Genomic DNA, 19625 nt, shown 5'->3' with positions numbered 1-19625 from the left:
TGCATCGCATGTGGCGCTGGCACCTCCGAACACCGGGGCGCTAACCCACGGTATCCGGCGGGCGGCCGGCCCTTCCATACTTTCTAGGTGTCGTACTTCCGGCGGTGGAGTTCGGCTGCCCGGTCGGACCACTCCTTGAGCCGGATCCGTGCTCCGAGCCCCTTGCCGAGAGTGTCGAGGTCTTCGGAAGTCCATCGCGCCAGGTCGAGGTACGTTCGATAGCCCATTTCGTTCAACCGTGCCTCGAACGTGGGGCCGATCCCCTTGATGCGCGTCAGATCGTCACTCTCACCCGAGGCCCGCGCGCGCGCCCCTTCCGCAGCCGCCGGACGCGCATTGCGCCTGCGACCTTTGCGCGTCCGCGAGCGGCGGGTGCGTCGCGACGGTTCCGCCATCCCGCTCCCCTGGGGATCCAGCTTCGAGAGGCGGGCGTACAGGTGGTCCCGCTCCGCCTCGACCTTTCGGCGCGCCGCCTCGGATTCGAGCCGCGCACGCTCCAGCACCTGCCGTGCGTCCTGCTCGATGGCGGACAGGCGGTTGTCGAATCGACGCTTGAGCGTCAGTTCTCTTCCGGCGATCTGTCGGCCGCGCATCCACCAGCCGACCGCAAGACCGCCCAGCGCCGCCAGCATCGGCCCCAGAACGACGATCGGGATCAAGACGTCCATCATCTTCGAGCGGACTCCGGGTTCCGGCGTACTCCCACCGCGAGGTGACGCGGAAGGGGACCCCAATGTAGGGTCACGGAGGGCACGGCCCAACCCCGGCACGACCGGAAATCGGGACCGAATCAGCCGGTCGAAAGGAGAGTCCGATCGAAACGCTGCCGACAGGAAGGTTCGACCGGATCATGGCTTCCCCGGACATCGCCGCAGGTCTCGGGTGCGTGCTCGGGTCGTCTCGCGAGGGTCGGCCGATCACGGGTTTCCGCTTCGGCCGAGGGCCCGAGGCCGTGAGCCTGCTCGGCGGCTGCCACGCCGACGAACCGGTGGGTCCGCGCCTCCTGCGTCGTCTCGCAGGCTGCCTGGCGGCACTCGACGCGGAGGATCCGATGCTCACCCGCTATCAGTGGTGGATCATCCCGCACATCAACCCCGATGGCGAGATCCGCAACGCCCCGTGGCAGGATCCCGACGCGAAAGCGTACGATCTCGGACGGTACCTGGCGGGCAAGGTGCGGGAACTGCCGGGCGACGATGTCGAATTCGGCTTCCCGCGCGACGACGCCGATCCCGGAGCGCGGCCCGAGAATCGGGCGGCCTACGACTGGTGGCGCACCTGCGACCGACCGTTTGCGCTGCACGCCTCCCTGCACGGCATGGGGTTCGCCGCCGGCCCCTTCTTCCTCATCGATCGCGCCTGGGAGGATCGTTGCGAGGCGCTGAAGGCCGCATGCCGTGAGCGCGCACAGGCTCTCGGCTACTCGCTGCACGACGTCGAGCGTCACGGGGAGAAGGGCTTTTTCCGCTTCGAGCGGGGGTTCGCCTCGCGGCCCGACTCGAAACTCATGGCCGCCCACTTCGAAGCCCTCGGCGACCCGGCGACCGCGTCCCGCTTCTGGCCGAGTTCGATGGAAACGATGCGCTCCCTCGGCCGCGACACGCTCACCCTTGTCTCCGAGATGCCGCTCTTCATCCTCCCCGGCGCGGGAGACAGGCCGGGCCCGCCGGATCCGGTCGCCGAGCGCTGGAAGAGACGGCTCGACGGCTGGAGGAGCGATCTTTCCGCGGGGGCCGCGCCGGACGCCATCTCCGCAGATGCGAGGAAGCACGGGCTCGTCCCCATGCCGGTGCGCGACCAGATGACGCTGCAATGGACGTTCATCGCCGCGGGACTGCGTCAAACGCGCGCTCCCGCGGGCTGACGTCGCGAGGCGCCCGACGTCCGGGTTGCCTGTGCGGGGGCCGAAGAACAAGGTGATCGGCGTGAACAGGCGACTTCTACTCCCGATCCTCGCGGCGGCCGGCTGCAGCGACCTGGCATCGCAACCCGAGCGGGTGCCGGGCACGCTCGAGCTTCTCCCTGCCGATGCCATCGTTCTCGAGGGCGAGGCCGTCCGGTATCGGGCTCGGGTGCTGGACGAGAGCGGTGCGGCCTTCAGCCGCATCCCGGCCTGGGCGCCGCCCCGCTGGTCCGTGTCCGATCCGTCCGTCGCGGCGGTCGATGCGGATGGGGAGGTCATCGGCCTCGAGGGCGGCCATGAGACGCGGGTTACCGCGGAGGTGGCGAGCCTGCAGGCCGGAGCATGGGTGAGGGTGAACCCCGCCAGCGTGAAGATCGAGGCGGCCGCCGTGCATCTGACTCAGGCGGTCCAGACGCTGGAGGGAGACATCCCTTTGATCGCGGGCCGCTCAGCGCTCCTTCGAGTCTTCGTCACGGGCGACAAGACGAGCTTCTATCGGCCCCGCCCGCTGGCGACCTTCTACGAAGACGGCGCCCCGACCCATGAGATGCGACTGGATCCCGCGATGGACCGGATTCCCACGGCGCCCGATGAGAGCAGGTTGGACCGGTCTTTCAACGGAGTGGTCCCCGGGTGGGTCCTCCAGCCCGGCGCCGAACTCGTCGTGGAACTGGATCCGGATGGTCTCGTGCCGACGGTCCAGGGAAGCGGCCGGCGTGTGCCGGCGGAAGGACGCTTGAGGCTGGATGTGCTGGCAGTACCTCCAATGCACCTGACGGTGGTGCCGGTGTTGCACACGGGGGAGAGCGAGGCGGCGCTGACCTGGACCGAGGGGATGACGCCGACGAGCCCCGGGATCACCTTCGTGCGCTCCATCCTCCCCATCGCTGAACTGGAACTGACGGTACGCGAGCCCTATCGCACGTCGGCGGACCTCACGACCGCGGCAGGCTGGTTGGGGCTTCTGCGCGAGATCAGCGTGCTCCGGCTCACGGAGCGACGGCGGGACTACTACTACGCTGCCCTCGCGGCGCCTCCGGACGCCCCCTTCAAGGGGCTGGGCTACATCGGGCGGCCGATCGGAGTGGGCATACTCGATCTCGACACGTTCGCCCACGAGCTGGGGCACAACATGGGGCTCCGACATGCTCCCTGCGGCGTGGCCGTGAACCCCGATCCGGACTTCCCGTACGAAGACGGCTCGATCGGAGTCTTCGGATACGAGACGCGGCGCGGGAACACGCAAATGGTCGATCCCACCGAGTATTGGGACCTGATGACGTACTGCGACCCGAGCTGGATCAGCGACTATCATTTCATCAAGGCGTTGGAGTTCCGGCGCGAGCACGAATCGCTGATCCTGCGGGGCGTGGCTCCCGAGCCGACGCCGCAGCCGACGCTGCTCCTCTGGGGGAACGCCGGCGCAGCGGATCTGCTGCTGGAGCCCGCCTTCGTCATCGACGCGCCCCCGACGCCGCCGGCCGAGGAGGGTCCCTATCGACTGGAGGGGTTCGACACGGCTGGCCGGTCCCTGTTCGCCTTCTCCTTCAAACCGGACGAAGTGGAGTACGGGGGGGGACAGTTCGCCTTCGCGCTTCCCTACGAGAGCCGCTGGGGCGGCCCGGATGGACTGGACCGGGTCCGGCTGTCCGGTCCGGGAGGGGCCGTCGGGATCGAGCGTTCGGGAGGTCGCGCGGCGGCCCTGGTCCTGGACCCCGGCACGCGTCGTCTTCGCGGTATCGTGCGCGACCCGCGGGAGGCGCCTCCGTGGGCGGAGGGCATGGAGTTCATGGTCAGCGATGGAGTCCCGCGCGACGGGACCTCGCGGCCTCGGCAATGAAGGGATCGTGGCTCCGCGCCAGCCTCGCCGTGGCGCTGAGCGTGTCCGCCGGCATGGCGGTCGCCGGGCGCGCCGCCGCCGCGCAGACCTCCGTGGAGGTGCGGAGCGGCCTGACAGTCGGGAATCACACCTCCACCGCCGCGGGTCTCGAATGGGCTCCCGCCCTGTCGCACGAAATCCGGATTGCGAGGCAGCTGCGCCCTCGAGTCGCCATCACGGCGGGGTATGTCCGGACCGCCTTCGGCTGCGGGGAGGGGTTCTGCCGCGGGAGAGAGCCGATGGTCACCGGCCGGCACGCCGCTCTCGGTGCGGAGTTGTCGCAAGGCTGGCTGTGGGGCCGGGTCGGCGTCCTCTACGGCACAACGCGCGTCGGGACGGAGGGGGAGACCCCGCAGCCGGGTCCCGGTCTGGAGGCGGGCGCCGGACTCCGCCTTCGCCTCGGCCGCCTGCGTATCGGGCCGGGCGTGTCGTGGCGTCGCATGTCGGCCAACACTCCGTCGAGTAACGACCGCGCCGTTGCGCTCGGCTTCGATCTGGGCGTCGTATTCGTATTCGATTAGCTTTGTCTTTCCCACAGATCCCGGAGGCTCGGATGGGTCGCCCACACCGCCGGTCCCGCGCCCCGCGCCGCCGCTTCCATGCGACGGCGGCCGTCCTGACCGTGCTCGCCGGCGCCGTCCCCCGAAGCCATGCCCAGTCGCTCGATGACTGGCTGACCGTCTCCCGCGTCGGAGAGTTCGCGTGGTCGGTGAACGGCGAGCACATCTTCTACACGTCCAACGCCGACGCGTCCGGCACGCGGGCCATCTTCCGCGTGGGGTCGGACGGCTCCGGTCCGGAGCGCTTGGGCTGGCCGCCGCCGGGTGTCCGCCCGGAGCCCGCCCAGAGCCTTCAGGTATCCCCTTCGGGCGAAGAACTCGTCTTCGTCTCGGCGAAGTACTATCAGGGCTACGACAACCTCTGGCGCCTGCCCGCCTCGCCATCGGGGGGCGAGCCGAGGCCGGTCACCTTCAACGACGCCGTGATCGAGACCGCGCCGACGCTCTCGGCGGACGGCCGCACCGTGGCCTACCAGGTCCGCACGCCGGCGGGCCCCCGGATCTTCCTCCGTGACCTCGACGATGCGACGGCTTGGCCCCGACTCTTCACGCGGGGCGATGTGAACGAGACGTCGCCCCGCTTCTCGCCGGACGGTCGTTCCATCGCCTTCTCAAGCGCGGGCGACATCCGGATCCGGGGACTCGACGGCACCGAGCGTCGCGTCGTGGTGGACCCGGCGATCGGGGGCGGCAACGGCGGCTTCGCCTGGTCTCCGGATGGGACGCGGCTCGCGTTCACGAATGCGCGCAGCGGTTGGGCCCAGGTCGCCGTGGTCGAGGTCGCGAGCGGCGATGTCACGCCAGTCACGTACGAGGAGCGTGAGCACGGCGGCGTCTCCTGGTCTCCCGACGGACGCTGGCTCGCGTTCACCCGCTCCGACGCATCCGGTTTCTCGAACCAGGTCGTCGTCGCCCCGGCGGACGGAACGGGGGTGGCTCATGAGATCACGGCAGGGAAGGGGCGGCGCTCGCAGCCTCGTTTCTCGCCCGACGGCGACGAACTTGCGTGGATCGAGCAGTCGGATACGCGCACCCCGGACATCTGGAAGACCGCGTGGAAGGCTGGGGCGGAGGGCGAACGCCCGATCCAGGTCACGTACTCGATGGGACGGATCGACCCTGCGCGGCTGAGCGAAGCGGAGGAGGTCAACTACCCGGGGCCCGACAACCTGCCCATCCCGACGCTCCTCTACCGTCCCCGGGACTTCGATCCGTCACGCACCTACCCGGTGATCGTCCGCCTGCACGGCCACCCCGGGCAATGGAACCACTCGTTCGAGATGATGCGGCAGTACTGGATCCAGCGCGGGTTCGTCGTCGTGGCCCCCAACCCGCGCGGTAGCCGCGGCTTCGGCCAGGGGTTCCACGATCTGCACATCGCGGATTACGGCGGCGTCGAGTTCCAGGACGTGATGAACGTCCTCCCCTTCCTCGAAGGACTCGGCTACGTCGACATGACGCGGAAGGCGACATGGGGCGGGTCGGGCGGCGGCTACATGAGCCTCGTCATCGCCACGAAGGCGCCGGACGCCTTCCAGGCGCAGGTGATCCGGGCGCCGGTCTCCGAGTGGCGGCTCCTGGCCAATGACCGCTTCGCCGCCTCGGGCCGGCACTGGACGGCGAGCCGTACCCCTCGCCGCGAACGGTCGGAGTTCGGCGGGCCGTACGAGGAGATTCCGGAGGAATACGAGGAGAGATCGCCCGTCAACTTCGTCGACAACGTGCAGGTCCCGCAGTTGCTCCTGCAGGGACTCAGGGATGCCGCGGTCCCTCCGCGTCAATCGCAGGTGTGGGCCGAGCGCATGCGGGACGCGGGGAAGGAGAACCTCCTCACCTACATCGAGTATCCGGATGAGGACCACAGCCTGAGACGCTACAAGGCGACGGTCCGGGACATCCTCGAGCGTATGGACGCGCTCTTCACCCGCCATCTGAGGCTCGACAGGGAGTCCGCGCCATGAGATTCCGAATGCCGGTCCTGACAGCCGTCGCCGTTCTCCTCGCGGCTTTCCCGGCGTCCGCGCAGACGTACGATGTCCTCATCCGGGATGGGCGCGTGCTCGACGGCTCGGGGAACCCGTGGTTTCTCGCCGACATCGGGATCCGGGGCGACGAGATCGTCGCGGTCGGCGACCTGCGCGGCGCGACGGCGGATCGGGTCGTGAACGCGGCGGGAAAATACGTCACGCCCGGTTTCATCGCGCTCCACGAGCACATCGAGCCCGACATCCTCGACGGGTACGGCACGCTCCCCAACTACACGACCCAGGGCTTCACGACGGCCGTCATCAACACGGATGGCTTCAACTTCGGCGCGAGCGAGCCGCTTTGGCCGCTCGAGCGGGAGCGCGAACTCCTCGAGGCCGCGGGCACGGCGCTCAACCTGGCCCTTCTCGTCCCGCACGGGATCATCCGGAACATGGTGATGGGGACGGCGCCGGAAGAGGTGATGCGCTATGCCACGCCCTCGGAGATCGACCGCATGCGGGCGCTCGTCCGACAGGGGATGGAGGAGGGCGCGTTCGGACTATCGACCGGACTCGAGTACAACCCAATGCGGTATTCCTCCGAGGAGGAGGTGCTCGAACTGGCGAAGGAGGTCGCGCCCTATGGTGGTCACTTCCAGGCCCACATGAGGAGTCAGGGCCGGTATCCGAAGTGGCAGCTGCCGAGCCACATGGACCACCCCACGCAGCGTCATGTCTCGTGGATGGACGCGATCATGGAGATCCTCACCATCGGCCGCGCGGCGGGGATACCGGTGATGGTCGACCACATCCACCCCAAGGGCCCGCGGGAATGGGGGATGAGCAAAGTCACGACCCAGCTCATCAACGACATGTGGGAGGACGGCCACCCGGTCTACCTCAACATGCACTCCTACGAGGGTTACTCCGCCTACGTCACGCTCATGCCGCGCTGGGCGCTCATTGACGGAGAGGTGCCGGGGCAGAGCATGGCGGACGACTTTCCACCCGTCGAATACGGGGACATGCGGGCCAACCTCCGGGACCGGCTCGCGGATCCCGCCACGAGGGAGATGATCCGGCGCGACGCGGAGTACGAGATGATCCGCCAGGGGGGGCCGGAGAACCTCCTGATCACGGACTTCCCCGACAGATCACTGATCGGGAAGACGCTGGCGGAATTGGCCTCGGAGCGCGGGGAGACGCCGTTCGAGACGGCGATCTGGCTGCAGATGAACGGGTTCGACCGGCCGGGAGGCGTCTTGTGGATGGCGCAAGCGGTGGGGACCGAGGACATCATCGAGTGGATGGTGCAGGACTACACGGCGGTCACTCTGGACCGCGGCGGAGACCGGCCCGACATCCGTGACAACCCGGCCGTGCACCCCGGCCAGTACGGGACGTCCGGGCGTCTGATCCGCGAGCATGTAATGACGCGGGGGACGATCACGCTCCCGCATGCGATCCGCTCGCTGACGGGTCTCGCGGCCCAGATCCTTCGTCTGTCCGACCGCGGCCGGCTCGCGACGGGGATGAAGGCGGATGTCGTCGTCTTCGACCCTGAGACCATCCGAACCGAGGCCACCTACCTGGACCCGTTCGTCTTCCAGGAGGGGATGACGCACGTCCTCGTGAACGGCGAGTTCGTCGTGGACGGCGGGGCGCCGACGGACGCGCTTCCGGGCGAGGTACTGCGCCGCCCGGGATCGAAGGCGGCGGCCACGAGCGAACAGATGCCGGACTGACAGCACCCGACAACGGCGAAGGGGGCGGCGTGAAGGACGCGAATCGGCTTGTCGGTACTTCGTGGATCGTCTCTCTGATCCTGCTTGCGGCGGCGTGCGGGGCGCCCGGCGATGCGGCGCCGGGCGGCGGCGCGCCGATGGCGCTGGACCTCACCCTCGACAACATCCACCGCAACAATACGGGCGCGCGCGGCGTCTCCATCTCGCCGGACGGAGGTTACCTCGCGATCTCCGGCTCGGGGCCCGAGGGTGCGGGGCTGTATCTCGCCGCGCGCGGCGAGGGAGGCGGCTTCGGACCGCCGCGCTTCTGGCTTCAGGGCTCGAACGCGGCCTGGTCGCCGGGCGGCGACCGGATCGCTTTCGCGGCGGGCGGCCAAATCCGGGTGGCGGACGTCGGCGACGTCGAAGCGCGCCCCGCGATGGAGGCAATGGAGGGCGTGCGGGCGCCCGTCTTCTCGCCGGATGGGCGGATGATCGCCTTCTACTCGACGGCGAGCGGCCACCAGGACATCTGGCTCGTGCCGGCCGACGGCTCGGCCCCGCCGCGCCAGCTGACGGAGGCCGCGATGGCGCTCGACGATCCGCGCTTCGCGCCCGCCTGGCGTCCGGACGGCCGCGAGATCCTCTACGTGTCGAACGCTTCCGACTACTGGCACGACGACCTCTGGCTCGTCGACGTCGAGACGGGAGACCGCCGGCAACTCGCCCGCACGCTGATGGCGATGTCCACCCCCGTGTGGTCGCCGGAGGGCGACCGGATCGCCGTGTTCGGCACCGCAAAGGACGAGTACTGGTACGAGGACCTCTCCTACATCTACGTGATCGAGGATCTCGAGGCGGGCGCCGGGGCCTCCGAGCGCATTGTGGACATGCAGGTCCATGCGACCGACGCGGCGATGCGGCACGCCCCGTCGTGGTCGGCGGACGGCGCGTTCATCTATTTCCCCTACCTCGAACGCGGGACCGTCAACGTGTGGGCGGTGCCCGCCACCGGTGGCGTGGCCACGCGTGTCACGCACATGGAGGGGACGATCTCCAGCGTCAGCCACACGGCGGGCGCCGGGACCCTCGCCTTCGTCCACTCGTCGCCGACGCGGGGAGGGGAAGCGTACGCCGTGGACCTGGTCGGCGGCATCCCGGAGCGCCTCACCTCGTTCTCGCCATCCTGGCGGACCGTCGCGGCGCCCCGGGAGATCGCCTTCCCCAGCTTCGATGGGCTCCGGATCCAGGGTTTCCTCTATCGCCCGCCGCAACTGGAGGAAGGCGCCACCTGTCCGGCGCTCGTTCAGGTGCACGGAGGCGGGACGAATTCCTACCAGCAGGGCCTGAACCTCACCGAACAGTACCTCGCTTCGAAGGGGTTCGTGGTGCTCGCGATCAACTACCGCGGGGGATCGGGCTTCGGGCGCGAGTTCCAGGACCTCTCCGTCGAGGACTGGCTCTGGGACCAGGCGAGGGATGCGGGGGCGGCGGCCGATTTCCTGCGCACGCTCCCCTATGTGAACGGGAAGGTGGGGATCTACGGCGGCAGCTATGGGGGCAGCATGTCGCTGTCCGCGATCAGTCTGACCCCGGACAGGTTCGACGCGGCCGTCCCCATGCGTGGCGCCTACTCGAAGCTGAACACGCTCGAGTACACGGACCGGCTGGGAAAGATCTTCTCCATCACGGGACACGGCGGCACGCCCGAGGAGCGCCCCGACACGTACGCCAAGAGCAACGTCGTGTCGCGCATCGGCGACATCACGGCTCCCGTTCTCCTCATGCACGGGGAACTCGACCGCCGCGTGCCGATCCAGAACTTCGAGAACGCCGTGGCCGAATTCGAGCGGCTCGGCAAGAGCGTCGAGGTGAAGACGTACCCGGACGAAGCGCACGGTTTCCGGAACCCGGACAATCGTGTCGACACCTGGTCGCGCCTGGAGGAGTTCTTCACCCGGCACCTCGGCGCCTGCGCCACGGGCTGAATCCCGCCGGTCCGGAAACCACTGCCGCCGGCCCCCCGTAGGAAGTCACGGCGCGGGCGTTGCCGCGCCGGTCGAGAAATCCGGACGATGTTTGGGGAGGAGACAGGTGAAGAACCCATTGACAGCCGCCGTACTGAGCTTCCTGGTACCGGGCGTCGGCCAGTGGTACAACGGCAAATTCCTGCGCGGACTTTTCTGGTTGGTCGTGACCCCCGGCCTGTGGCTCGGAACCGGCGGCACGCTGGGCTGGATCTGCCACATCGTGTCGGCGGTCACCGCGTACAGCTACGCGAACCGACTGTACGTCCGCTGACCGATCAAGCCACGCGTCAAGCCACGCGTCAGGGCACCCGTTCGAAGCGGCCGTAGTAGTCCATCTCGACGCCCGTCACGCGGGCGGTGTCGTCGAGCATGAACGAGACGCCGATCCGGACGTCGCCGAACCACATGTCGAAGCGGTCGACGTGCCAGTGCTCGAGAGGCATCCGCACCGGACGTTCACGGCCATCGAACTCGGCCACGAGCCGCAGTACGCCGGTCGCTTCGCCGGCTCCGTTCGCCGACCCGTTGCCCGCTCCGTTACTCATCCCGTTGCGTTCGGCGCCTGCCGAGGCGCTCGCGGCCGGACGCTCGTGCACGCCCGGTGTCCCGTCCCACCGGCCCAGCCGGCCCTCGGCGGGCATGAGCGGCGGGATCGCTTCGTCCGTCAGGCGAATGCGCAGTTCACCGGCGTAACCGTTGCGGTAGGTCCCGACGTAGGCCTCGAGCGGCACCGACGGACCCTGGTCGAGCCGGGCCGCCTGCCGCGCCTCCTCCGCCTCGAAGATCCGGCGGTTCCCCTCGGCGACACTCTGTTCGAATTCCGCGTGCCAGTCGCGGCTTCGGAGTTCCTCCGTGCCCACGAAACGCGCCATCGCCCACTTCGTGAGCACCCACGGAAGCTCGGAGTTCCGGTTCGTCGTCGCCCACACGCCGAAGCCCTGTTCCGGCGCCAGCGCGATCGAGCAGTTGAACCCCAGCGCGTTCCCTCCGTGGCCTACGCCCGTAACGTCCCCGAACCTCCCCGTCGACCAGCCCATCGCGTACGCGCCCGGCCCTTCGAAGGGCATCCAGCTGCTCGGGTTCCGGATGACGGTGTGCGGCGCGTGCATGAGTTGGACGGATGATCGGGAGAGCGGCGGAGTCGGGTGGGTGCCGACGTGGAACCGCATCCATTCGGTGATCTCGTCCGCCGACGTGATCACGCCGCCCGAGGGCACGGTGACGTTCTCGACGTACTGCCAGGGCACGGGCTCCAGCGGCATTCCCGTGGTGGCCGCGTTCCCGATGAACCTGCGCTCGATGATCGCGTGCGGTTCGGCGTGGTTCGGGCTCGCGTTCGCGGGCGCCATGCGCGCCGTCGTCGTCGTCATCCCCAGCGGACTCCAGAGCTTCTCCCGCGCATAGGAGTCCCAATCCGTCCCCGAGAGGGTCTCCACCAGGTGGCCCGTGAGCACGAACATGTCGTTCGTGTATCCGTAGCGGTCACGGAAAGCGTGGTCCGCATCGGTATGGGGGATGCGCATGAGATAGTCTCGCCTGTCCGTGACGAGCGGGCGCAGCGGCTGGTTGCTCCCGGTTCCGACACGGTGCGTCACGATGTCGCGCACGCGGATCTCGCGCGTCGTCCACGGGTCGTGGAGACGGAACCACGGGATGTGGTCCGTGATGCGGTCGTCCCAGCGCAGTTTCCCCTCTTCGACCAGAGAGGCGATCGTGGCGGCCCCGAACGCCTTCGAGCAGGAGCCGATGCTGAACAGCGTCCCCCCGTTGACGCGCTCCGGCCTCCCCTGTTCGCGCACGCCGTAGCCGGCGGACAGATAGCTCTCGCCTTCGTGCACGATGGCCAGGCCCAGTCCGGGCACTTCCCACCGCGCCATGGCGTCCTCGACCCACGCGTCGATCTCCTCGGTCGTCGGGGGAGGGGGGAAGCGTGATTGACCCTGGGTGGCGGGGGCCGCTAGCAGGATGGCGGCTCCCAGAAGGGCCGCGGTCCGCGCGAAGCACCGGTGCAGTCGCCGCACGAAAAAATGGTTCGGGAATGTCATTACGTCCTCCTGCTCAAGTCACGCCGTTCGATCCATGTCCGCTATGGGAGTCCGAATACCCACAGGACGCCGCCCGCGGCGGTCGCGACGCGCTGTTCGCCGTCCACTTCGAACGACATGGGGTTGGTGCGGACGCCGGCGCCGGCCTGGAAATCCCACAACGCCTCCCCCGTCTCCGCGTCGAGGGCGAAGATGTTGCCCTCGTTGCTTCCGCCGAAGACGAGGCCGCCCCGCGTGGCCATCACGCCCGCCCACGGCGGAGAGAGCAGGGGGAACTCCCACCGCAGTTCTCCGGTGAGCACGTCGAGCGCCTTGACCGCGCCACTCGCGTCGTCTCCCGAGAGGGCCTGCTCGCCGCCGCCGAGGAACGGTTGCCCCGGCTCGTATTCGACCTCCGCCTTGTAGTAGATGGCGCCCATGATCCGGGTCGCCTGGTAGAAGAGGCCGGTGTCCGGGCTGTACGAGGGGCTGAACCAGTTCGCGGACCCCTGGAGGCTGGGCCAGACGAGGTTGCCCTCCTCGGTCGGTTCGGTGCCCGGAATCACGATCGGCCGGCCGTTCTCGTCGAGACCCTCGGCCCAGGTCTGCTTCGAGTACTCCACCCCGTGCAGAAACTCGCCGGTTTCGCGGTCGAGCACGTAGTAGAAGGCGTTCCGGTTCGCCGTGACGAGCAGCTTGCGCGGCTCTCCCTCCCACTCCGCGTCGACGAGCACCTGGATCTCCGTCGCGTCCCAGTCGTGCGTGTCGTGCGGGGTGTACTGGAAGTACCACTGCATCTCTCCGGTGTCGGGGTCGAGGGCGAGGATGCAGTTCGTGTACAGGTTGTCGCCGGGACGCGCATCCCCGTTCCAGTCGGGGGCGGGGTTGCCGGTCGGCCAGTACAGGAGGTCGAGTTCCGGGTCGTAGGAGCCGGTGAGCCACGTCGAGCCGCCCCCGTGCTCCCAGCTGTCGCCGCCCCACGTCTCGCTCCCCGGCTCGCCGGGGCTCGGGATCGTGTAGGTCCGCCAGAGGAGTTCGCCGGTCTCGGCGTCGTAGGCGTCGATGAACCCGTTGGCGCCGGCCTCGGCTCCCGACATGCCGACGATCACCTTCCCGTCGAGGGCGAGCGGAGCGAGGGTGATCGAGAAGCCGAGATCGTTGTCCGCCACGTCCACTTCCCAGCGGACGGAGCCGGACCGGGCATCGAGGGCGACGAGTCGGGCGTCGAGCGTGCCCACGAACACGGTCTCGTCAAGGATCGCGACGCCACGGTTCACGCGCGGAAAGCCGATGTTCTTCGTCGAAGCCGGGACATTGGCGGACCAGTGCCACAGGCGGCGGCCGGTGCGCGCGTCGAGCGCGCTCACGTTGCTCGGCGGTTCCGTCACGTACATCACGCCGTCGACCACGACCGGCGTCGTCTCGATGAGCCCGCCGCTCATCTGGTAGGCCCAGATCACCTTGAGGTCCCCGACGTTGCCGCGGTGGATCCGGTCGAGCGCGGAGAAGCGGTGGGACGCGTAGTTGCCCGAATACGTGAACCAGTTGTGCGGCTCGTCGTCCGCGTTCACGAGGCGCTCGAACGATACCTGCGCGGCCACGCCCGCGAGGGCGGCGCTGCACAGGAGAGCCCCCGCGGCGAGCCCGGAGACCGTGACGGCCGGAGTGGCCATGGGAAGCGGTGTTCGCCGTTTCATGATCCCCCTCCGAGGTCCGCCAGGAAGGCGACGAGGTCGTCGATGTCCGCTTCCGTCATCTCCTCCACGGCGGGCATCAGCGAGTGATCGAACTGTTTCTCGAGTTCCACGAGGTCTTCCTTGCGAAGCGAGACGGTGCGGCCGGAGATCGACCGCAACTGGATCGTGAAGGCGTCCTCGTTCACGCGCATGCCCGTGATGACGCGGCCCTCGCGCGTGACCGCGCGGACCGGCAGGTATCCCCTGAATCCCCGCAGGATGCCTCGCCTGGAGACCGGCAACTCCGATTCGGGCGTCCGCAGGGACGCGTAGAGGTAATCGGCGCCGCGCCGAACTCCGATGCCCGTGAGTTCAGGCCCGATCCCCGTCCCGCGGCCGTCGACGACATGGCAGGAGTAGCAGTCCCCGGCGGCGGCGAACACCTCCTGCCCGCGCGCGGCGTCCCCCGCGACCTCCACGACGGCGTCCTGCCCCAGCGTGCGGACGTAGGCGGCCATGAGGTCGACCTCCAGGTCCGATACCAGGTTGGATCTCGTCCCGGGCATGCCCGTACCGGGGATCCCGCGGCGGATCACCCGCACGAGCGACGCGTGGTCCGGCGCGCGGGGCAGGGTGGGGCGCGCCAGGCTCGGCCCTTCGCCGCCCTGGCCGAGCATGCCGTGGCACCGGCCGCAGTGGGCCTGGTAGAACATCTCACCGCGCGCGAGACCGGCTTCGGTGACCTCGGGCTCCTCCTGGGCCGCGGCCTGACCGGCCCCGGCGAGCATGCTTGCCGCGAGCGCAAGCCCGTACAGACCCGGACGGGGGCATCGACGGAAACATCGACGGGGGCATCGCATGACCCTCCTCCTCCGCAGGCGTCCCTTCATGCCGGTAATCAACGTAGCGGCCCGGCGGGGCGTCACGGAACCAGCGCCTCCGGTTCCAGGACCCAGCGCGTGAGCCATTCGACGTTCCTGGACATGAGATCGCGCTGGAGGCGAGGGGATCTAACGCCGTGCGGTTGATCCGGATACAGGACGAGACTCGTCGGCGCTTTGCCGATGGCGCGGACGGCCTCGAAGAACTGGATGCTCTGTTCGGCGGGCACCCTCTCGTCCCGCTCCCCCACCTGGATCAGGAGCGGTGTCGTCACGTTTTCAACATGGCGGTACGCGGAGCGCTCCTCGTAGAGATCCCAGTCCTCCCACGGCTTCGGACCCAGATAGGTGTGGTAGAACTCCGGGATGTCCGTCTGCGAGTACATGGAGATGAGGTCGTTCGCGCCGGCGCCGGCGCTCGCCGCCTTGAAGCGGTCGGTCTGCGTGATCCCCCAGTAGGTGTGGTGTCCGCCGAAACTCCAGCCGCTGACGGCGAGCCGGTCGGGATCCGCGATCCCGCGCTCGACCATGGCGTCCACTCCGGAGTCGATGTCCACCCAGTCGCGGCCGGAGATGTCGCCGCGGTTGAGCCCCCGAAAACGCTCGCCGTAACCGCTCGAACCCCGGTAGTTCGGCTGCAGGACGGCGAACCCCATGCCCGCGTACACCTGCACCGGGTAGGCGCCGCGCGTGGCGTTGAAGCGGTCCGATGAGATGCCGGACGGGCCGCCGTGGATCACGAGGACCATAGGGACGCGGTCCCCCTCCTCGTACCCGACGGGGAGCGTGAGCACGCCCTCGATTTCCTCTCCCCCGGCCCGCGAAGGCCACGATTCGACGCGCTGGTCGCCGAGCGCGAGGTCGGCCACCTGCGGGTTCAGGTCGGTCAGGCGCTCGGGCCGGAAGTCCGCCGTCGAGGTGACGAAGATGTCGGGTGGGGCGCCGCCGTCCTCGGCTGTGAACGCCATCGTGCTTCCGTCGGCCGAGACGGAGGCGCCGGAGTAGTAGTGCCGGCCATCGGTGAGATCGCTTGGCGGGCCGGCCGCGGCGCCGTCGGCGAGGGGGATGCGGTACACGGCGGCTCCGGTGCGCCGGGCCGCGGAGACGATGAGTCGCGCGCCATCGATGTGGACGAGGTTCGCGTTCGCGTCCAGGTCGGCCGTGAGCGAAACAGGGTCCAGCGCGCCGCCGTCCGCGCCGAACGGCACCCGCCACAGTTGTCGATTGAAGGTTCCGAGGAGTTGTCCCGTCCCGGACACGATGAGTCCCGACTCGTCGTCCCACGCCACCGGATTCTCCCCGCCCGCCATGGAGGTGACGCTCCGGGCCTCCGCTTCCGCGCCCTCCTGGACGTACGTCGCCCCGTAGTAGGTCGTCCTCAGCACGGGCGACGAGCGCGCGCCGAACGCGACGGCTCGCGAGTCGGGGGCCCATACGAACGACACCACGTGGAGACCGTCCGGCGACCATCTCATTGCCTCGGCGGCCACATCGTCCTCGAGTTCGGCGACGTAGAGGTGCGACCACTGGTCGGTGTAGACCGAATCCCGGACGATCGGGCGGCCGCGCACCTCTTCGAGTTCGCGATCCGCCTCCGTCGCGGGCGGGCTCGCCACGAAGCCGAGGCGCTGGCCGTTGGGCGCGAAGCGGAAGCTCCCGACCGAGGTCTCGTGGGACGTCACCTGCCACGCCTCGCCGCCGTCGGGCCGGATGCCATGGATCTGCCTCACCCCTTCCCGGTCCGAGGCGAAGGCGAGCCATTCTCCCGACGGGTGCCAGACCGGTGAATCGTCGGATCCGGCGCGGAAGGTGAGCTGACGGACGTCCGCGGGGCCGCCCGCCGCCGGAACGACCCACACGTCCGTCTCCTGGCGGTCTTCTCCCATATCCCGTTCCGTGACGACGTAGGCCACCCACTGTCCGTCCGGGCTTACGGAGACCTGCGACAGGCTCTTGAGGGCGAGGACATCCTCGACCGTCATCGGGCGGCTCTCCTGGGCGAACAATCCGGTGGAGAGGACGAGGGAAAGAACGGAACCCGCGGCGAGAACCCGCGAGCCGGAAAAGATGACGTCACGCATGGCACACCCCTGACGTTGGAAGAGCATCGTTACTCTTCGCCGCTGATGCCCTGATAGAGCAGGATGAACGCCGCCGCCTGCACGACGTGGTACAGCGCGTTGTGGTCGAACCAGACCGGGTGGATCGGAATTTGAAGCTGCTGGATGGCCGCCGCCGCGAAGGTGAGCCCGAAGCCGATCAGCGCCCGCCGCCGGCTTGTGGTGGGCCGGCGACGGTAGGCCCGCGCGAAGCGCACCGTGAGATAGATGACGGCGGGCAGATAGAACGCCACCGCGACGACGAAGGCCTGCCACCCCGCCAGCACGATGGCGACGTAGGCGACGTAGGCGAGGCCGGCGAGTCTGGTGATCCACCGCGTACCCGCCGGCTGGCCATCGACTCGCGCGCCCAGGCCCCAGGCGGCGAGTCCCGTAGCCCCCACGGTGAGGATCGTGGCCGGCCAGAGGATGCGGTAGCCGAGGGTCGCGGGGTCCCCGAAGAAGCCGTGGACCGTGCCGCCGAACAGGGCCGCGGCGCCGGAGCCGGCGAAGAGTCCCATCGCCCACGGGCGCAGGTCGGCCCTGACGCGCGAGCGGGCCCGCCAGACCAGAACGGCGCAGAGCAGGGTGAGTCCGTAGTCGGTCAGCGTGACGGCAGGTTCGGTCAAAGTGCCTCGGCCTCCGGTCGCGGAATGGGTTTTTCCTGCTCTGATCGGTATTGTCGAACCATCGTCCGGGGCAATACTCATGCGAAACTCATGCGACACCGTGCCTCCGCCGGTTCACGGAGCGGAAGCGCGCCCCGGCACGTCATGCGAAGCAGGAGGAGCCGTGCCCGGATCTCCGCAATCCGCCCGAAAGCGCGATGTGCCGCGCGCCGTCATGGGGCTCCTCGCCGTCCTCGCCATGGGCTGCTCGTCGCCCGGCGGCGCCGGGGTGGACGAAGGCCGGGTCCCGCTCACGCTGGAGAACATCTTTGCCGCTGCGGGGGGCGCCGGACGCGCCGTGCTCTCGCCCGACGGATCCATGCTCGCCGTGGCCGGACCCATCGAGGGAACGGGCGGACGCGGGATCCACCTTGTCCCCGCTCCGGCTCCGGCGTCGACGGCGGCGGAGGTGGCGGCCGCCGAGGGAGCAGCCGCGACTTCCCGGGTCGCCGGCCGGGCGCAGACGTGGTCGCCGGACGGAGAGCGGCTGGCCTACACCGCGGCGGGAAACCTCCTCGTCGCCTCGGCCGGGGCCGGAGAGCCGGGCCGGGTGGTGGTGGAAGGCGCGCGCGGCCTGCGGGCCCCGTCATGGTCGCCGGACGGCGAGACGCTCGCCTTCTACTCCACGGCGTCCGGCTCCCAGGACATCTGGCTCGTGGACGCGGCCGGGGCGACGCCCCCCCGGCAACTGACGTCCGGCGCCGCGGAGGCCGACGACAGCCGCTTCAGTCCCATGTGGTCGCCGGACGGCCGGTGGATCGCGTACATCTCCAACCGGGCCGACTGGTGGCACGATGATGTGTGGCTCGTCGGCGTGGCGTCCGGCGATGCGCACCGGGTTTCCGCTTCGCTCATGGCCTCCTCCAGCCCCGTCTGGTCGCCGGGCGGATCGAGCCTCGTCCTGATGGGGACGTCCAAGGACGAATACTGGTACGAGGATCTCGCGTACCTGTACCGGATCGACCTCGACCTGTCGGGAACGGCGCCTCGAGTCGTCCGGGAAGCGCCGCTCGACATGCAGGTCTACGCGACGGACGCGATCATGCGCTTCGACCCCTTCTGGTCCGGCGACGGCGAGCGCATCTACTTCCCGTACCAGCAGCGCGGCGCCTTCGACCTGTGGTCCGTCCCCGCCGGGGGCGGCGTCGCCACGCGGGTCACGAATGTCGGCGGGTCCTGGTCGTCCCTGCACGCGACGCCGGACGGCCGCCGCGCCGTGTTCACGCGGGATGCGGCGACGGAGGGCAGGGAAGCCTGGCTCCTCGACCTCGCCGGCGGGACCCCGGCGCGCCTGACGGACTTTTCGCCGCACTTCGAAGGCGTCCAACGGCCCGCGGAAATCTCCTTCCGCTCCTTCGACGGCCTGTACATCCAGGGGTTCCTCTACCTGCCGCCGGCGATCCGGGCCGCGCTCCCGGCCGGCGCCGACCCGCCCGCCTGCCCGGCCCTCGTCCAGGTCCACGGGGGCGGGACGAACTCCTACACGCAGGGGACGAACCTCGTGGAGCAGTACCTCGCGAACGAGGGGTTCGTCGTGCTCGCCATCAACTATCGCGGCGGGTCCGGCTTCGGGCGCGAGTTTCAGGACCTGTCGGTCGAGGACTGGCTGAACGACCAGTCGAAAGACCCGGGCGCCGCGGCGGACTGGCTGCGCCGCCAGCCGTACGTCAACGGGCGCGTGGGCATCTACGGCGGGAGCTACGGAGGCATGCAGTCCATGTCCGCGATCACGCGCACACCGGACAAGTTCGATGCGGCCGTCCCCATGCGCGGCATCTACTCCGAATCGCTGACCCTGCCCTACGCGGACCGCCTGGGGAAGATCTTCACGGTCACGGGGCACGGCGGAACGCCTGAGGAGCGGCCGGAGATCTACGCGAAGAGCGAGACGCTCGACCGGATGGACCGCATCGCGGCTCCCGTCCTCATCATGCACGGAGAATTCGATGTCCGCGCCCCGTTCGAGAACTTCGAACTCGCGGTCGAGCGGCTCGAAGCGCTCGGCAAGGAGTTCGAATCCAGGACGTACCCCGAGGGCCACGGTTTCCGGGACCCCGCCAACTCGGTTGACATGTACAGCCGGCTCCGGGTCTTTTTCGACGAGCATCTCGGAGGATGCCAACCCGGCGGCACGTCTCTAGATTAGAGGAATACCGGTTCTGTCCGCAGGCTCACCCGGGGGTGCCGCACGGTAGCGACTCGCCGGTCCCTGAC

The 19625-nt window shown here is 69.2% G+C and carries 14 protein-coding genes; 8 read left to right on the top strand and 6 right to left on the bottom strand.

Annotation, left to right across the window (positions count from 1 at the left end; translation table 11 throughout):
* Window positions 1-83: 83 nt before the first annotated feature.
* Entirely contained in the window at window positions 84-671 is a 588-nt protein-coding gene (locus ACOGXI_RS05345; protein WP_419937850.1) for a hypothetical protein, read from the bottom strand.
* Window positions 672-850: 179 nt separating this feature from the next.
* Between ACOGXI_RS05345 and ACOGXI_RS05340 the strand changes: the two genes are divergently transcribed.
* The 7 genes from ACOGXI_RS05340 (at window position 851) to ACOGXI_RS05310 (ending at window position 10334) form a co-directional block, all read left to right on the top strand.
* Window positions 851-1864, top strand: coding sequence for a M14 family zinc carboxypeptidase (locus ACOGXI_RS05340; RefSeq protein ID WP_419937849.1), 1014 nt, complete (start codon window positions 851-853; stop codon window positions 1862-1864).
* A 61-nt stretch (window positions 1865-1925) separates the two neighbouring features.
* Window positions 1926-3743: a M66 family metalloprotease gene (locus ACOGXI_RS05335; protein ID WP_419937848.1), complete on the top strand. Its 1818-nt coding sequence runs from the start codon at window positions 1926-1928 to the stop codon at window positions 3741-3743.
* A complete protein-coding gene (locus tag ACOGXI_RS05330) occupies window positions 3740-4303 on the top strand; it encodes a hypothetical protein (RefSeq protein ID WP_419937847.1) in 564 nt (187 codons plus the stop codon). Before ACOGXI_RS05335 ends, ACOGXI_RS05330 begins: the two co-directional genes overlap by 4 nt.
* A 32-nt stretch (window positions 4304-4335) precedes the next feature.
* Window positions 4336-6303 carry a prolyl oligopeptidase family serine peptidase gene (locus ACOGXI_RS05325; RefSeq protein ID WP_419937846.1) on the top strand — a complete coding sequence of 656 codons (1968 nt, stop codon included), beginning with the start codon at window positions 4336-4338 and terminating at the stop codon, window positions 6301-6303.
* Entirely contained in the window at window positions 6300-8054 is a 1755-nt protein-coding gene (locus tag ACOGXI_RS05320) for an N-acyl-D-amino-acid deacylase family protein (RefSeq protein ID WP_419937845.1), read from the top strand. Before ACOGXI_RS05325 ends, ACOGXI_RS05320 begins: the two co-directional genes overlap by 4 nt.
* A 29-nt stretch (window positions 8055-8083) precedes the next feature.
* Window positions 8084-10021, top strand: a complete 1938-nt coding sequence (locus ACOGXI_RS05315; RefSeq protein ID WP_419937844.1) for a prolyl oligopeptidase family serine peptidase — start codon at window positions 8084-8086, stop codon at window positions 10019-10021.
* 106 nt (window positions 10022-10127) lie between these two features.
* Complete coding sequence (locus ACOGXI_RS05310; protein ID WP_419937843.1) at window positions 10128-10334, top strand: hypothetical protein; 207 nt, start codon at window positions 10128-10130, stop codon at window positions 10332-10334.
* A gap of 28 nt (window positions 10335-10362) precedes the next feature.
* Here ACOGXI_RS05310 and ACOGXI_RS05305 read toward each other — a convergent pair whose 3' ends face one another.
* The 5 genes from ACOGXI_RS05305 to ACOGXI_RS05285 form a co-directional block, all read right to left on the bottom strand.
* Window positions 10363-12108 carry a serine hydrolase gene (locus tag ACOGXI_RS05305; protein WP_419937842.1) on the bottom strand — a complete coding sequence of 582 codons (1746 nt, stop codon included), beginning with the start codon at window positions 12106-12108 and terminating at the stop codon, window positions 10363-10365.
* A gap of 41 nt (window positions 12109-12149) precedes the next feature.
* Window positions 12150-13784 carry a pyrroloquinoline quinone-dependent dehydrogenase gene (locus ACOGXI_RS05300; protein ID WP_419937841.1) on the bottom strand — a complete coding sequence of 545 codons (1635 nt, stop codon included), beginning with the start codon at window positions 13782-13784 and terminating at the stop codon, window positions 12150-12152.
* A complete protein-coding gene (locus tag ACOGXI_RS05295) occupies window positions 13781-14551 on the bottom strand; it encodes a c-type cytochrome (RefSeq protein ID WP_419937840.1) in 771 nt (256 codons plus the stop codon). The genes ACOGXI_RS05300 and ACOGXI_RS05295 overlap by 4 nt, the downstream gene beginning before the upstream one ends.
* Window positions 14552-14685: 134 nt before the next feature.
* Window positions 14686-16725 (bottom strand): S9 family peptidase, encoded by a 2040-nt coding sequence (locus ACOGXI_RS05290; protein WP_419937839.1) that lies wholly within the window; start codon window positions 16723-16725, stop codon window positions 14686-14688.
* Between the two features lie 29 nt (window positions 16726-16754).
* On the bottom strand, window positions 16755-17372 hold the full coding sequence (locus ACOGXI_RS05285; protein WP_419937838.1) for a DUF6962 family protein: 618 nt from the start codon (window positions 17370-17372) through the stop codon (window positions 16755-16757).
* Between the two features lie 163 nt (window positions 17373-17535).
* Here ACOGXI_RS05285 and ACOGXI_RS05280 point away from each other — a divergent pair, with 163 nt between their 5' ends.
* Window positions 17536-19557, top strand: coding sequence for a prolyl oligopeptidase family serine peptidase (locus ACOGXI_RS05280; protein ID WP_419937837.1), 2022 nt, complete (start codon window positions 17536-17538; stop codon window positions 19555-19557).
* The last annotated feature ends 68 nt before the right edge of the window (window positions 19558-19625 follow it).

Source organism: Candidatus Palauibacter sp. (assembly GCF_965208055.1).
Taxonomy (GTDB): Bacteria; Gemmatimonadota; Gemmatimonadetes; order Palauibacterales; family Palauibacteraceae; genus Palauibacter.
Note: the sequence above shows the minus strand (reverse complement) of the source record. Positions and strands in the feature narration are given on the sequence as shown.

Excerpts from the sequence above, each read along its gene's own strand:
- ACOGXI_RS05340 (WP_419937849.1), top strand. The coding sequence starts at position 851 with ATGGCTTCCCCGGACATCGCCGCAGGTCTCGGGTGCGTGCTCGGGTCG.
- ACOGXI_RS05330 (WP_419937847.1), top strand. The coding sequence starts at position 3,740 with ATGAAGGGATCGTGGCTCCGCGCCAGCCTCGCCGTGGCGCTGAGCGTG.
- ACOGXI_RS05305 (WP_419937842.1), bottom strand. The coding sequence starts at position 12,108 with ATGACATTCCCGAACCATTTTTTCGTGCGGCGACTGCACCGGTGCTTC.
- ACOGXI_RS05325 (WP_419937846.1), top strand. The coding sequence starts at position 4,336 with ATGGGTCGCCCACACCGCCGGTCCCGCGCCCCGCGCCGCCGCTTCCAT.
- ACOGXI_RS05290 (WP_419937839.1), bottom strand. The coding sequence starts at position 16,725 with ATGCGTGACGTCATCTTTTCCGGCTCGCGGGTTCTCGCCGCGGGTTCC.
- ACOGXI_RS05300 (WP_419937841.1), bottom strand. The coding sequence starts at position 13,784 with ATGAAACGGCGAACACCGCTTCCCATGGCCACTCCGGCCGTCACGGTC.
- ACOGXI_RS05320 (WP_419937845.1), top strand. The coding sequence starts at position 6,300 with ATGAGATTCCGAATGCCGGTCCTGACAGCCGTCGCCGTTCTCCTCGCG.
- ACOGXI_RS05295 (WP_419937840.1), bottom strand. The coding sequence starts at position 14,551 with ATGCTCGCCGGGGCCGGTCAGGCCGCGGCCCAGGAGGAGCCCGAGGTC.
- ACOGXI_RS05345 (WP_419937850.1), bottom strand. The coding sequence starts at position 671 with ATGATGGACGTCTTGATCCCGATCGTCGTTCTGGGGCCGATGCTGGCG.